General features: G+C 70.5%; 12 protein-coding genes. 10 read left to right on the top strand and 2 right to left on the bottom strand.

Annotation, left to right across the window (positions count from 1 at the left end; genetic code table 11):
- Positions 1-158 precede the first annotated feature (158 nt).
- From LX15_RS04215 to LX15_RS04190, 6 genes are all read left to right on the top strand, one after another.
- Positions 159-362, top strand: a complete 204-nt coding sequence (locus LX15_RS04215; protein WP_253668135.1) for a hypothetical protein — start codon at positions 159-161, stop codon at positions 360-362.
- Between the two features lie 905 nt (positions 363-1,267).
- On the top strand, positions 1,268-2,344 hold the full coding sequence (locus LX15_RS04210; RefSeq protein WP_253668134.1) for a hypothetical protein: 1,077 nt from the start codon (positions 1,268-1,270) through the stop codon (positions 2,342-2,344).
- A complete protein-coding gene (locus LX15_RS04205) occupies positions 2,341-4,515 on the top strand; it encodes an AAA family ATPase (RefSeq protein WP_253668133.1) in 2,175 nt (724 codons plus the stop codon). Before LX15_RS04210 ends, LX15_RS04205 begins: the two co-directional genes overlap by 4 nt.
- Positions 4,516-4,521: 6 nt before the next feature.
- Positions 4,522-4,845, top strand: coding sequence for a hypothetical protein (locus tag LX15_RS04200; RefSeq protein ID WP_253668132.1), 324 nt, complete (start codon positions 4,522-4,524; stop codon positions 4,843-4,845).
- Between the two features lie 28 nt (positions 4,846-4,873).
- Positions 4,874-5,701 (top strand): hypothetical protein, encoded by an 828-nt coding sequence (locus LX15_RS04195; RefSeq protein ID WP_253668131.1) that lies wholly within the window; start codon positions 4,874-4,876, stop codon positions 5,699-5,701.
- Between the two features lie 41 nt (positions 5,702-5,742).
- Entirely contained in the window at positions 5,743-8,184 is a 2,442-nt protein-coding gene (locus tag LX15_RS04190) for an eCIS core domain-containing protein (RefSeq protein ID WP_301303990.1), read from the top strand.
- Positions 8,185-8,518: 334 nt separating this feature from the next.
- Here the strand turns inward: LX15_RS04190 and LX15_RS04185 are convergent, their stop codons facing one another.
- Positions 8,519-9,067 (bottom strand): helix-turn-helix domain-containing protein, encoded by a 549-nt coding sequence (locus tag LX15_RS04185; RefSeq protein ID WP_253668129.1) that lies wholly within the window; start codon positions 9,065-9,067, stop codon positions 8,519-8,521.
- A gap of 63 nt (positions 9,068-9,130) precedes the next feature.
- On the opposite strand from LX15_RS04185, the gene LX15_RS04180 reads away from it, so the two are divergent.
- From LX15_RS04180 to LX15_RS04170, 3 genes are all read left to right on the top strand, one after another.
- Complete coding sequence (locus tag LX15_RS04180) at positions 9,131-10,456, top strand: erythromycin esterase family protein (RefSeq protein WP_253668128.1); 1,326 nt, start codon at positions 9,131-9,133, stop codon at positions 10,454-10,456.
- Positions 10,457-10,750: 294 nt separating this feature from the next.
- On the top strand, positions 10,751-11,359 hold the full coding sequence (locus tag LX15_RS04175) for a DUF1989 domain-containing protein (protein ID WP_253668127.1): 609 nt from the start codon (positions 10,751-10,753) through the stop codon (positions 11,357-11,359).
- Positions 11,360-11,765: 406 nt separating this feature from the next.
- A complete protein-coding gene (locus LX15_RS04170) occupies positions 11,766-12,389 on the top strand; it encodes a choice-of-anchor C family protein (RefSeq protein ID WP_253668126.1) in 624 nt (207 codons plus the stop codon).
- 355 nt (positions 12,390-12,744) lie between these two features.
- On the opposite strand, the gene LX15_RS04165 is transcribed toward LX15_RS04170, so the two are convergent.
- Entirely contained in the window at positions 12,745-13,548 is an 804-nt protein-coding gene (locus tag LX15_RS04165; RefSeq protein WP_253668125.1) for a sulfite exporter TauE/SafE family protein, read from the bottom strand.
- A gap of 94 nt (positions 13,549-13,642) precedes the next feature.
- Here LX15_RS04165 and LX15_RS04160 point away from each other — a divergent pair, with 94 nt between their 5' ends.
- Positions 13,643-14,407: an AraC family transcriptional regulator gene (locus tag LX15_RS04160; protein ID WP_253668124.1), complete on the top strand. Its 765-nt coding sequence runs from the start codon at positions 13,643-13,645 to the stop codon at positions 14,405-14,407.
- Positions 14,408-14,455: the final 48 nt, after the last annotated feature.

Raw genomic sequence — 14,455 nt, 5'->3', positions numbered from 1 at the left:
AGAGGAGCGGCGAACAGAGGGGTTTCCTCCTCCTCTCTTCGCGCCCTCGGGCCGACCAGCCGGCCCTCGTACTCGTCGCGATCGTCGTCGAATCGCCGAGCACGCCACAGGGGACGCCGCCAGCGCCACCAGTACGGCCAGCCCGGGAGGTGCGCCAGGTGCTGCCGGTGCGGAGGGTGCGGACGGCGCCGTGGGAGGTGTGGTCCGTGCGCGCGCTGCGGCTCATGTGGGCGGTACCTGCGGTGCCCCCGCTATCGGAGGTATGGCCGGTCCCGCAGCCTTTCAAGGTGCCGCCGGCGGGGACGGCGTGGAAGGTGCTGGCGTTGCGGGGGATGCGGTGCCGGGTGCTGGCGTTGCGGTAGAAGGTGTCGGCGCTGTGGAAGGTGCGGACGGTGCCTGGGGTGCTGCTGCGGCCGGTGCGGTTGGAGGTGTGCCCGGTGTCGGCGCTGCGGCCCGGGCGGGCCGTGCTGGCGTTGCGGTAGAAGGTGTCGGCGCTGTGGAAGGTGCGGACGGTGCCTGGGGTGCTGCTGCGGCCGGTGCGGTTGGAGGTGTGCCCGGTGTCGGCGCTGCGGCCCGGGCGGGCCGTGCTGGCGCCGTGTGGGGTGCTGGCGGTGTGGTTATCGCTGGCGGGTTCGGCGTCAGTGCCCCGCGCCCCGCTGATGCCACCTTGCTGGTGCCGGGACAGGCGGCTTCCCCCTCTCACCTCTACTCGGGCCGGACTGTGAGGCACCCCGAGATCGCGCGCCTGCTCACGCTCGTTCGCCGTGGCAGGGCGAGCCTGGGGGAGCTGGTCCGTGTTCTCCTCGGGTTCGGTCTCCCGGAGCCCTGGGCGGTCGCACTGGCACGCGGGGAGATCACCTGGTCCGAGCTGCCGGGCCGAGCAAGCGGTGTCCCCCGACTCCGCACCGGGACAAGACCGGAGTGGCCGCCACCTTCGGAACTCGACGCGCTCCTGTCCAGCGGTGAACTGAACACGACCTCGGGGTCCCGCCTGGTCACGCCGGTGACGGGATCGGTGCTTCCTGACCTCCTCGACGGAGCCCGGTCGGAAGGTGTGAATTTCGCGCTCGCCACGCCCCTCGTCCCTGGGCAGCCCTCACGTACTCACATCCCGCTGTTCGACGGCGTTTCTCTCACCTCGGCTCATGCCCCGAGCAGCAGCGACGCGGGCCCCGAGACACCAGGAGCAGACGACGGCGTGGCGACGACGCAGCAGAACATCAGCACAGGACGAGAAGACCAAGCGATCGGACCGGAGGAGACGGCCGTGCTCCGGGCACTGCTGCACCTCGTCACGAACGAGGCGGGCGCGGCGGAACTCAGGACACGACTCGCGGCGGCCGGACCAGGCCCCTATTCACTGCTCCTGCTCCGGGCAGCCCTCGCGGCTCGACACCCGGAGTGGGCGTCGAGCCCCGCCGCCGAGGAGATCACGACGCACGTCCTGCGTCGCTGGGCGGAGGCGCTCGCGCTCGCGGGCGGGCGGCCAGCCGTGGCAACCCCGCGACAGGAGGACACGGAACCAGACGACGTGCGGCTGAGGCGGTCGGCGAGGGCAAACACATCGGCCACCAGGGCGCTCGTCGCGTCAGCGTCGACAGCTCGTGGCGTCCCCGAAACTGGGATCGGACACGACGAAACTGGGATCGGACACGACAGCGACGCCGACCGGTTGGTCGCCGCTCTGGTGTCGGCCCGCGCATCGACCGGCACCGACGCGACCGACAGTCCGTGCGCGGGAGTACTGCTCCTGCTCCGAGCGGTCGTGGACCTCCGTCTCCCCGGCATCCTCACCCGGGCCGGATTCGGCCACGCCCTGACCGCCACGCCGCTGGCCCTCGCCACCCGACTCACCGGAGCGCCACCGGACGACCCCGCCGTCCTGGCCTTCGCCGGGATGCCGACCGGTGATCCCGAGGAGTTGCTCCTGCCCTGGTTGGAGATCACCGAGGACGAGAGTGCCGCGATGCGGGACGCGGTGCTGGACGCCGTCCTCGCGCAACGCGTCGTCGACGCTCCTGACCAGCTCGACGACGGCGACGTCCTGGAGGAGGGCCGACTCGGCGTCCCCGAGGCCGACCAGGCGCTCGGCGTGCTGGCGCTCGCCGTGGTGCGGGCCTGGTCCCGGTGGCTCGGGAAGTTCGCCGGATCGAGCGTGCCCTACCTGGTCACCCACTTCGCACGCCGGCCAGGGCGGGTTCGGCTCTCGGAACGAGAACTCGTCGTCGAGCTGGCGCCCGGACCGCTGGACGTCGTGGTGCGCCTCGCCGGCTACGACGCCCCGCTCGCCCACGTGCCCTGGCTCGACGGCCGAATGGTGACCTACCGCATGGAGGCGGCATGACCGAGACCGGCTACCACGACAGCCTCTCCCATCTGCGGGACGAACTCACCCGCGTCTCCCAGCTCCTCTGCGCCGAGGTCGCGGCGTCCAACCAGGACTACGAGTCCGGTGTGGACTCCTCTCCCGAGGAGTACCGCGCCGTCGCACGGGACCTCGCGGGCCGTGTCGCCGAGCGCCTGGCGGCGACCTCGGTTCCCCTGCGGCTGCACACCCTGACCCAACGGTTCGGCCTCGACGAGTGCCACCGGGACGTGCTGCTGTTGTGCCTGTTGTCCGAGGTCGATCCCCGGTACGCGAGCCTGGTCGCGACACTCGCCGACGACGAGGGCCATGACGGTCTGACAGTGCGCGCCGCGCTCGCGGTCGCGGCCCCACACCTGGCGGGCACCAGCCAGGCGTGGAGCGTCTTCGCCCGCGAGGGGCCGCTCCTCAGACACCATCTGGTGGTTTTGGGCCAGGACGGCACGGTGCGTCCGGACCCCAGGATCGCCCGGTACCTGATGGACGACGACGCGCTTGACGAGACCGTTGCCGGAGTGGTCTCCGTGGTGGGCGGACCACCGGGTCTCGCGGATCTCATCCTTCCCCCTGAACTGGACAAGCAGCTCGGCCGGCTCGCCGAGTGGTTGCGTGACGACCCGCGGTCGGTCGTGATCTCCCTGCACGGCCGGCCGGGTTCCGGGCGTCGGTCCGTCGCCGCCGCGCTCTGCGCCGACGCCGGCATCCCCCTGCTGCGCGCCGACGTCGGCCTCGCGCTGCGTCGGGAGTGGCCCGAGGTCGTGCGCCGCTGCTACCGGGAGGCGCGACTGCGGGGCGCCGCGCTGTGTTGGGTCGGAATCGACCTCCTGCACGGCCCCGGGCGGGGTGAACTGTGGACGGACCTCGTCACGGCGGCGGAGGACTTCCCCGGACTCACCCTGCTGACCACGGCCGACGCCCCGGAGGTGACGTGGCGCGGCAGTCGCTTCCTCCACGTCACCCTCGGCCTTCCTGACTTCGAGCAACGCCGTCGCCTGTGGTTGGCCACCCTGCCGCCGTGCGACGCCTGGGAGGAGCCGAGCCCCGACCGCGACCAGGTGGCCACCCGACTGGCCAACACCTTCCGGCTCACGCCGGGGCAGACACGGGACGCGTGCGACGCCGCGCTCACGATCGCCACGCTCCGGGAGCCCGCCGTGCCGCGCCTGCGCCGCGAGGACCTGGACGAAGGATGTCGACGCCAGTGCGGGCACTCCGTCGCCTACGCGCGGCGCATCGAGCCGAGGAGCGAACTCACCCTCGACGACCTGGTGCTGCCGGCCGCGAGCCGTCGCCAACTGGACGAGCTGGTCCAACGCGTCAGCCTGCACGGCCAGGTGCACCACTCGCTCGGCTTCGGGCGGCGGCTCGCCCTCGGCCGTGGCGTCGTCGCCCTGTTCACCGGCGCCTCGGGCACCGGCAAGACCACGGCCGCCGAGCTGCTCGCCCGGCATCAGGGCACCGACCTGCACAAGGTCAACATCGCGGCGATCGCCAGCAAGTACGTGGGGGAGACCGAGAAGAACCTCGACCGCGTCTTCACCGACGCCGAGCACGGCAACGCCATCCTGTTCTTCGACGAGGCCGACGCGTTGTTCGGCCGCCGAGGCACGGTGCGCGAGGCCCGTGACCGCTGGGCCAACCTGGAGGTGTCCTATCTCCTCCAGCGCGTGGAGGAGTTCGAGGGCGTCCTCGTCCTCGCCACCAACCTGCGGCAGAACATCGACTCCGCCTTCCTGCGGCGACTCGACGCACTCGTCGACTTCCCCGTCCCGGACGCGGACGCCCGGCTCCGCATCTGGCGTGGCCTGTTCCCGGCGTCCCTGGCCCCACCGCCTGACGACGACCTGACCGAACTGGCCACGAGATTCGCGGTCGCCGGCGGGTTGATCCGCAATGTCGTGCTCGCCGGCACGTTCCGCGCGTTGGGCGCGGACCCGAGCGCCAGGACGGTCAGCACCCACGACCTGGTCGTCTCGATGGGGCGGGAGTACCAGAAGTTCGGGCTCCCGATCACTCCAGGCGAGTTCGGACAGCGCTTCTACGGCTGGGTCGAGCGCGAGCTTCTTCTCCACGGCGGACCGGAACCGGACGGCGAGCCGCACACGAGCGCCGCTCTCCACAGCAGTCTCAACCCGGACGAAACAGAGTAGGTGGCCATGGGGCAGCAGATCATCTTCGGGTCCGTCACGGCGCAGGGCGAGCCACGCGGCGAGGGGTTCTTCGTCCAGAAGGTCGAGAAGCACACCGGAATGTTCGACGTTCTGTTCGTGAACGGCGCGCACTTCCTCGAACCTCCGGCTGTCGTCGCCACCCAGCTCTACCCGGACGACCCCACCAGCACCACCATCGTGAACACGCTGGCGAACCTGGTCATCCTGGGTGTGACCAAAGACAGGTTCCGCATCCAGACCGGCGCTCCCAACGGGCATCCCCTGGCCAGGGGTTTCAGCTTCGTCGCCGTCGGATTCTCACTCGAATGACCTGCCGGAACAGGAGGAGGACAACGCCGTGAGCGACGAGTTGTACTGGGCAGAGTTCGACGGCAACGTCTGGCCCCGGAAGGGACAGATCGGCAACGCCACGACATCGCACGCGCCCGCCCTGGCCGTCTACAAGGACGTGCTGTTCTGTGTGTTCACCGGGAAGAACAAGGCCCTGTACTGGACGAGGTGGGACGGGAGCAATTGGTCGCCGGCAACGCCGATCTCCACCTTCACGTCTGGCGAAGCACCTGCCCTCGCCGTCGCACACGACAAGTTGTACTGCGTCCACCGAGGGGCCAGTGACACCAAGCTGTACTCGGTGACGTTCAGCAACAACACGTGGGAGTCCGAGAGGATCGAGATCAGCGGAGCGTCCTCGCCCCTCGGTCCCGGCCTCACGGCGTACAGGGGCAACGTCTACTGCGCCTACCAGAAGACGGACGCCGAGGTCGCGCTGTGGGTGAATGACGGGAAACAGTGGAAAGACACCGAAAAGCCCATGAGCGGCGAGGTGAAGGGATCACCCACGCTCGCGGCGTACCAGGCGCGCCTGTGGTGTGCCTACCCGGGGAGGGAGGAGGGTTCCAGCCTGAACTGGAGCACGTACGTGGAGCCGTCGTGGCGTCTCCAGCAGGACTTCCCCCAGTACGTCGACGGCTCGCAACCGGCGCTCTGTGTCTACTCCGGACTGCTCCACTGCTTCCACGTCGACACCGACGGCACGTCGTTGGTGTGGAGCACGTCGCGGGGCGACGGGTGGAGCCAGGACCAGTGGACCGGGCTCGTGTCGAAGACGGCGGCCGGACTGGCCCCCCTGAAGGACAAGCTGTACTGCGTCTACGTGAACCCCTGATCCCACCACCTCCGGCCCAGCACCGACGGGAGACGACGGACATGGACAAGGCGGGGAAGCGGCAGTCCGGACAGGACGGTTCGTCCGTGCGTGATCGAGGCGGGTTGGTGCGGGACGTGCTCCAACAGTCGGGCAGCCCTCTCCCCGCACATGTTCGTGATGACATGGAAAGCCGGTTCGGCGCGGACTTGTCCGACGTGCGGGTCCACTCGGACTCGCTGGCGCACCAGTCGGCCAGGGCGGTCGACGCCCTCGCCTACACGTCCGGGTCGCACGTCGTGCTCGGCTCCGGCGTCGACATGACCAACCACGCCGTGCTCCGGCATGAACTCAGCCACGTGCTCCAGCAACGCGAGGGGCCGGTCCCCGGAACCCCCACCGCCGACGGGCTCGTGATCAGCGATCCCGGCGACGCGGGGGAGCGCGCGGCCCACGCCATGGCTTCCGACACGGAGCACGGGGTTGCGGGCCGCGCGGCTGGCGCGCCGGACGTGAGCCCGGAAGTGCCGGTCGTGCAGCGGGTTCGGCAGTCGACCCGGGAGCGGGTGCCCCGGTACACCCCGGCCGACCACGTCTTCTGGGCGGGACCCGTCTACGGCAGGCCCCAGTCGACGTTCAAGGGCGGAACCAGCGTCGACGTCCAGCTCGGACCGGGCGCCGGAAAGTCCGGTCTGGGCTCCCCACCGCGCCGGGGCGAGTGTACGGCGGTCGAGGATCTCAGCACGCTCTACGGCGACTCCCACCTGTGGATCAAGGGGCATCTGCTCAACGACAACGTCGGCGGCCCGGGGGAGTCGAAGAACCTGACACCGCTGAGCCACAACGCGAACATGGACATGAAGAACAGGTTCGAGAAACCGGTCAAGGACACCATCGACGCGGCGGACTCCCTGGCCGCCGAGACCGCTCCCCAGGGCGGTTTCCGGCACAACAAGCTGTGGGGAGTCCACTACCAGGTCGAGGTGGAGGGGCAGACGTGGCCGGCGGAGAAGGACAAGGCGCTGAAGGCGGTGGGGAAGCAGGTGAAGGCCCGGGCGGAACTGGTCTCCCGGGACCGCGTTCCCAACGCCCCGGACGAACCGCTGCCGGCCAGGCTGCAAGGAAAGCTTCCCTCCGGTGTGGTGGACATCAATTGCGCGCTCGGTGTCGGACTTCCGACCGGCCAGAAGCGCGCCGCGAAGGAAACCGAAGGGCAGCCCCCGGCGAAGCGTGGACGAGGCTCCGGGAAGGGGACCGCGAGGGCGCCAGCCACGGCGCCACGAGTCCAACGCCTGGTCGAGGTGGGTGGCCAGGAGGTGACGGACCCGATCGCGCATCTCCCCGACCCGGCGACGTTGACCGACCGGGGTCGCGCCGTCCTGGACTTCCTCGTCCGGCAGGGACAGGGCGCGGTCCTGAGCGCGACCGACGCGGCCGACCTCCAACGTCAGGTCGAGCAGGTCGCCGCCATGGTCGACCTCGTCCAGGGGATCTGCCGGGAGGGAATTCTCGGTCGGAAGACGTTGGCGGCGCGGAACATCGGCTACAAGGGGTCGGTGGACACGGGGGAGGAGACCGCTCTCGCGGTCAACGTCCTCGACGTCGCGGCGGCCGAGAACCGCGCGAAGGCCGCTCGCGAGGTCGTGGAGCAGTCGCTGACCGTGCCGATGCACGGGAGCTTCAGCGTCGCCATGGAGCAGAAGGGCCGTGATCGGCTGGCGGAACTCCTGCAAGGTTCCGCGTTGTCGATCAGCGAGCAGGAGCTGGAGCAGGCGGTACGGGCCAGGCTGGAGGAAGGGGCCAGGGCCCAGGAGAAGAACGAGCTGGACGAGCTGGAGCGGCGGCTGAGGGACCTGGGCGGTGCGAAGGAGCCTGCGGGGCTCTCCTCGCTGGAAGAGCTGTCCGAACTGGAGGGACTGCCAGAACTGGAAGGGCTGCCCGAGCTGCCGGAACTGCCGGAACTGGAGGCGCTGCCCGGATTGGAAGGGCTGCCCGAACTGCCGGAGCTGAGCGCGCCCAAGCTGGAGGAGGACCCGTCTCTGGTCGCCGCCATGCGCGCGCAAATCCTGCGGGAACTCACCGACAGGGCCAGGGAGGAGCTGTTGCGCAGCCGTCGACACGAGCTGGAAGCCCGGGTGCGGAACACGGCGATGGCGGTGGTGACCGAGCCGGCCGAGCGTGTGGCGATGTCCGGGGAAAGGAGTTCCCTGTACGAGTCCCGTGTGCCCTCGGACGTCCTTCCACCAGGCGAGGGGGGCTTCACGACGCTGATCCTGCCCTCGTGGTGCGAGCCCTACCGGCCGCTCTTCCAGGGCAGTGACTGGCCGGCGGGAGTGGAACTCCGGTTCGTGGGGACCCGGAGCGTCACGGCAAACTACCTCTTCAAGACGCCGGGGGAGGACCACCACTACGAGGTGACCATCGACGCGCCGGACTACGCCGCCGAAGTGGTTCCCCTGCTGGAGAAGTTCGGAACCGTGGCCACCCACATCCTCCGGCTATAGGACGAGCCCGACGCGTCTGTCGTCCCCGATGCTGACCGGCTCCCGTGCGGGACCCCGGACAGGGGCGGCTCTGGCACCGTGGTCTTCGCCGGAGTTCCGCCCCCTCCGGCGGTCACCAGAGCCCGACTACGACCCCGCTGAGGTCCAGCTCTCCCGACCCACCCGCTCCCACTCGCTGGCGGACAGCCCGAGATCCGTCCCCGGCGACGCACTGATCCGGTGCCCGCGTTCAAGAAGATCTACGTCGGTCCGGCGCTGGATGACCCCACCGAGCTGGACTCCCTCCCTGGAGTCTCCGGCCGGCGTGGACAGGTCGCGGTCCGGGTCCTTCGGGTCAGGACGAGGACGTGGTCGGCGGTTCCCCGGTCGGGAAGAAGATGGCGCTCACCAGGTGGGGCCGGCGCTCCGGCGTGGGCCGGTTCCTGGCGCGTGCGGCGAGGGCCGCACCCCACTCGTGGATCATCTCGGCCAGTTCCTCCTGGCTGAGCCACAGGGTGCCCTGCCGGTAGCCCACGGAGTCGGCGGTCGGGTCGGCCCCTGGTCGGTCGAGGTAGGCGTTGAACTCGGCGAGCAGGGCGGCCATGGCCGCCGCGAACCCGTGCCGGTGGTCGTCGAGGGACATCGACGCGGCCCGGTCGGCGTCGATCACGGCACGGTCCTGGCGCAGCCGGTAGCGGCGTTCGACGACGCCGCGCACCCGCCGCTCGTCGGCAACCTCCAGCACCCCTGCCTCGGCCAACAGGCCGACGTGGCGGTACAGGCTCGTCTTGGGGACGTCGGGCAGGCTCGCGCACAGGTCGGAGGTGGTGCGCACGTGCCCGCCGGACATGGCCGAGACGATGCGCAACCGGATCGGGTGCAGGAGCAGGTCGAGCGTGTCCACCTCCCGATTTTCCCATCTTTGGTACTGTTCCCAAAGTTGGGAACATCAGCGAGGGGGCTTGCGATGACCAGGAACACCCCGACCGGCTCCGCCCGGCTCGGCGAGGACGCGGTGATCCCGCTGTCCACACTCGACCCGGCAGGGCCGCTGGACGACCTCGGCTGGCTGGACGAGGTGATCGGCGACGCGCGCGTGGTGGCGATCGGCGAGAGTTCGCACTACAACGGCGAGTTCTACCAACTCCGTCACCGCCTGCTGCGCTACCTGGTCGAGCGGCACGGGTTCGGCGCCTACGCGATGGAGAGCGGCTTCCCCGAGGGCTGGACCACCGACCGGTGGGTGCGCGGCGGGCAGGACGACCAGCTCGGCCACGTCCTGGCCAACGGCCTCACGTCGTTGATGGGGCTGTGGACCCAGATGCGTGACCAACTGGAGTGGCTGCGACGGCACAACCACGATGCCGAGCACCCGGTCGGCTTCTACGGCATCGACCTGGGCGGTTCCAACGCGTCCCCGCTGCCGGCCCTGGACGCCGCGACCGCCTACCTGGAGCGGGCCGATCCCGAGTTCGCACTCGACCCCGGTGTCCGGGAGACCGCGGCCTCCTTCGCCGCCTCCTCCGCGTTCGCCATCCCCACCGCGTTCTCCGCCTACGGAAACCTCGCGGTCGAGAGGCGGGACGCGCTCACCGCCAGCCTCGCCGACCTCACCGCGCGGATGACCGCACGCCGCTTGGACTACGTGCGCCGGACCTCGGCGGAGGACTTCGACCGCGCGCTCCGCTCACTGCGGCTCGCGGTCACCGTGGACTCGTTGTTCCGTGGCATGGCGCGTGGTGACCAGCAGGTGGCGTTCCTCAACCGTGACGCCGCGATGGCGGACACCGTGGAGTGGATCCTGCGCCGGGAGGACCGGATCGTGCTGGCCGCCCACAACGGGCACGTCCAGCGCTGGCCCGCCACCCTGCCCGGCATGCCACCGGTGACGCCCATGGGCATGCACCTGGCCGACCGGCTGGGCGAGGACTACCGGGTCATCGGCACGACCTCGGGAACCGGCCAGAGCCTCAGCGACACCGGGTTCGCCGAGGGCAGGTTCTTCACCGAGCTGGAGCCACCCCGACCCGGCAGCCTCGACGCGCTCATGGCCGCCAGCCACGACGGACTCTTCGCGACCGACCTCCGCCGACTGTCACCGGCCGACGCCGCCACCGTCCTGGCCGTCTCCGAACAGCGTCTGAGCACCTTCTACTGCGAGATCAGCCCGCTGGACGCCTACGACGCCGTGATCCACCTCCCTCACGTCACCGCGGCCGACCCCGACGACGACGCCCTCGCCCACTCGCCCGAGGACGTGCGGGAGGCGTTCGCCCTGTGGCGGCGGCGGTGACGTCCGCGCCGGCGGGGGAGTGTCCTGCCTCCGCGATCAGCGGGCTCGGCTGAGCGGAGAACGTTCGCCTCATCCTCCGGTGGGATCGCCTTCGTCGTGTGCGAGGGCGATCCCACCGCTGCGCGCTGCCACCGAGGCCGAACGCCGTGGTGAACCCGCGTTCGGCCCGTCTTGGGGGCACCGGGGGAGGGACGGGGCGCCGAACCGCGTGCGTTGCGCGTCGGCCGCCGGGTGTTCATGATCAAGACAGGGCTTCGAGCGCGTGCACCGGACCGCGGTGCGGGGAGGACCGTGATGAGCGCACCCGTCCACGTCGTGCCCGCCCGTTCCGGCCGTGCCGTGCGCCTGGCCGCCGGAGCGGTCCTGGACGTCATCACCCCGACCGGCGACCAGGTCGTCGACACCTGGGCGCTGTGCCCGCCCGACCTCGACGAACACCTGTCGATGGAACACACCCGCACCGCGCTGGGCCGACTGTCCGCCCGGCCGGGGGACGCCCTGGTCAGCAACCGCCGCCGGCCGCTGCTGACCCTGCTGGAGGACACCAGTCCCGGGGTGCACGACACCCTCATCGCCGCCTGCGACGCGGAGCGATACCGCCTCCTGGGCTGCGTCGGCCACCACGACAACTGTCACGACAACTTCCACCGCGCGTTGCGCGAGATCGACCTGGCGCCGCCGTCGGCGTTGCCGGCCCCGCTGAACCTGTTCATGAACGTGCCGTGGAGCCAGGACGGCGAGTTGTCGTTCGAGGCCCCGCCGGCCCGGCCCGGCGACCACGTCCGGTTCCGCGCCGAGGTCGACCTCGTCGTCGTGTTGTCGGCCTGCCCGCAGGACGTGCTCCCGGTCAACGGTCGGCAGCTCACCCCCACCGAGGTCCACTACCGCGTCACCGCCGGCTGAGCTGCTCCTGTCCGTTGCCGGCCCGCCCGTCGCGCCGGGTTCCCCGTGACGCGCCGTTACTGTCCTCATTGGACACAGGTGCCGGTGTCAGGGCCGTGGCCGTGAGCCGGTGATGTGTCCGGCTCCGCGCCGGTTGACGTCGACTTTCTCGTGCGCGGGAGTGTTGGGTCGGTTTCTCGGCGGAAAGAACGAGGGTGCCGGTAGTCACCACATTCCGGACGTCCGTCCGAGGAGGGTGAAATCCCCCTCATGGCCCAACGAAAACGCCACAATCTGACCGTGGACCCGCGCTGTCACCCGATCGTGTATCCCGCTCCTGGCGGATACTCGGGAATTGTCCCGCGTCAGTATCGTCGCCCTCGAAATTGATCGCGCGCCACTCGGCGCCATTACCTGAGGAAGGTTAATGGCCTCTCATCGTTTCTTCGCCGCCGTCGTCGCCGTGGGTGTCGTTCTCGCGGGCGCGTCCGCCGTCGCCGTCCCCGCCAACGCCGCCGAAACCGCGCTCGCCGCCTCGCCGAGAGCCCTCAGCCACTTCGACGATGGCAGCTTCGAGACGCCCAAGGTCAATCCGGGCACCTTCCAGTACCTGACGAGCGGCCAGTCCATCGGCCCGTGGAAGGTCGCCAGCGGCAGCGTCGACCTGATCGGCGCCGGGTTCTGGCAGGCCGCGGAAGGGGACCAGTCCGTCGACCTCAACGGCCAGGGCCCCGGCACGGTGTCCCAGACCTTCACCACGGTTCCCGGGACCACGTACACGGTGACGTACTCGCTCGCCGGGAACCCCGGCGGTGTGCCGCTCAAGACGGGCAGGGCGCTCGTCGACGGGCAGAACTTCCAGGACTTCTCCTTCGACATCACCGGCAAGACGGCCGCGAACATGGGCTACGTGACCCGGCAGTTCACCTTCGTGGCGCGCGGTTCCTCCACCACGCTGGCATTCGCCAGCACCACGCCCAACAGCGCACACGGGCCCGTCGTCGACGACGTCAGGGTGCGGGCCTGCACGCCGTGCCCGAACTGCGGCTGAGGCGCATTCTGGCGCTCAGTTCGCCCGGCCGCCGGTAATTCGGTGAATTCACGCTTGACAAAAGGGGCCGAGGCGTCGCGTTGACTCGCGGACGCCTCGGCCCCTCATTCATCTTCGTCTCGCGAGCGGTGCCTACCCGGCTCGCCCGTCGTCGCCGGACGGCGCGTGCTCCGGGTTGATCAGCCACTGAAACCCAGGCCGGGTAGCACGGTGAGGTCGCGGAGGTGGGTCGTCGCGGTGGTCGTACGGCTCGGATGACGATCGGATCCGTGGGCGGCGGGTTCCGCCGATGGGGATACCGCTGGTCAGACTGCGGATCACGAGCGCGGGTCCACACGTCGATCAGTCGCTGGGTTCAGACGACCGCGGTGATGGTCATCGCGACCAGCACGAGCACCAGGAAGCCGACGTAGGCGATCGCGTGCACCCGGTCGGGCACCCGCCCCGCCACGCGCCGGGTGATCGCGATGGTGGGCAGCGAGCCGCAGAGCAGGGCCGCCGCCGCGACCAGGTTGACGTAGCCGACCTGGCCGGGGTGATGCGCCTCCGGCCGCGCCCCCAGCGCGTACACCAGGGTGCCGACGAGGGCGACGGGAACGCTGAGCGGGTTGGCCATCGCCGCCGCCTCGGCCATCGGCAGCCCGCGCCGGCGCAGCAGCGGCACCGTCATGACGCTCCCGCCGACGCCCAGGAAACTCGCGACCGCCCCGATCCCGACGCCGCCCGCCGTGGACGCGAACCGGCTCAGCGGGCGCACCTCCTCGGAGCGGCTCCGGTCGTCGGTGAAACCGCGGCGCACGACGCTGTCGACAACGGTCACCGCGAGGTAGGCGATGAACAGCACGTGCAGTACGGTGTCGGACGCCGAGTTCGCCGCGAGCGCGCCGAGCGCGGAGCCCACGGCGATGAACGTGATCAGCGGGTGCAGATACTCGCGACGCAGCCGGCCGGACCGGATCTGGGTCACCGTCGCCCAGGACGCGTTGACGACCATCACCGCGGTGGAGGTCGCCACAGCGGTGTGCATCGCGTCGGCGCCGGTGGTGGCGGCGACGACGGCGAACACGACCGGCACCGTGATGAAGCCGCCGCCGAAGCCGAACAACACCGTGGTCACGCCGGTCAGACAGCCGGAACCGAGCAGGATCAGGGCGAACACGCGACCAACGTAGGGTCGGCGGCGGGTGGCGCGCATTCGATGATCTGCCAGTCCCCATCGAGTTCGCGCCAGGAGCGCGCGTAGTGTCGAGCCCGTGCGGAACCTGGTGGTGGACGAGGTCGACAACATCGACCGCGCCGTGCTGGCGATCGGCACCGACTACCCGCCGCGGCACCTGCTGCCGGTGCACCAGCACCGCCGCGCGCAGTTGCTCTACGGCGCGACCGGGATCATGCGCGTCGAGACGGCCGACGGGAGCTGGACGGTCCCGCCGCACCGGGCCGTGCTCATCCCGCCCACCACCGACCACCAGGTGCTGATGGAGCGGGTCAGCACCCGCAGCCTCTACCTCGAACCCTCCGCCGTGCCGTGGTTCCCGACGCGCTGTCAGGTGGTGGAGGTCTCGCCGCTGCTGCGTGAGCTGCTGCTCGCCGCCGTGGACCTGCCCGCCGAGTACGACCGGCACGGCCGGGACGGCACGCTGATCGAGCTGATCCTGCACGAGCTGCGCGCCCTGACGCCGCTGCCCTTCGACCTCCCCCTGCCGCCGCGGGCGGAGCTGCGCGAGCGGTGCGAGGCGTTCCAGCTCGCGCCGAACCTCCGGGAGGAGCCGGCCTCCTGGGCCGCCGCCCTGCGCGTCAGCACCCGCACGTTCAACCGGATGTTCCGCACCCAGACAGGGCTGAGCTTCCAGCGGTGGCGGCAGCGCGCCTGTGTGCTGCACGCCATCCGCCTGCTGTCCGAGGGCCAGACAGTCACGCAGGTCGCGACAGCGCTGGGGTATGACACACCCGCCGCCTTCTCCGCCATGTTCCGCAAGCAGACCGGCACCACGCCAAGTTCCTTCCGGCCCGGGTAGCGACTCAGCGATCGTCCACACAGGACAGAACTCGGGTGCGCGCACCAC

This window comes from Streptoalloteichus tenebrarius, assembly GCF_024171885.1.
Taxonomy (GTDB): domain Bacteria; phylum Actinomycetota; class Actinomycetes; order Mycobacteriales; family Pseudonocardiaceae; genus Streptoalloteichus; species Streptoalloteichus tenebrarius.
The sequence above is the reverse complement of the archived record's forward strand: the minus strand, read 5'-3'. Positions and strand labels throughout refer to the sequence as shown.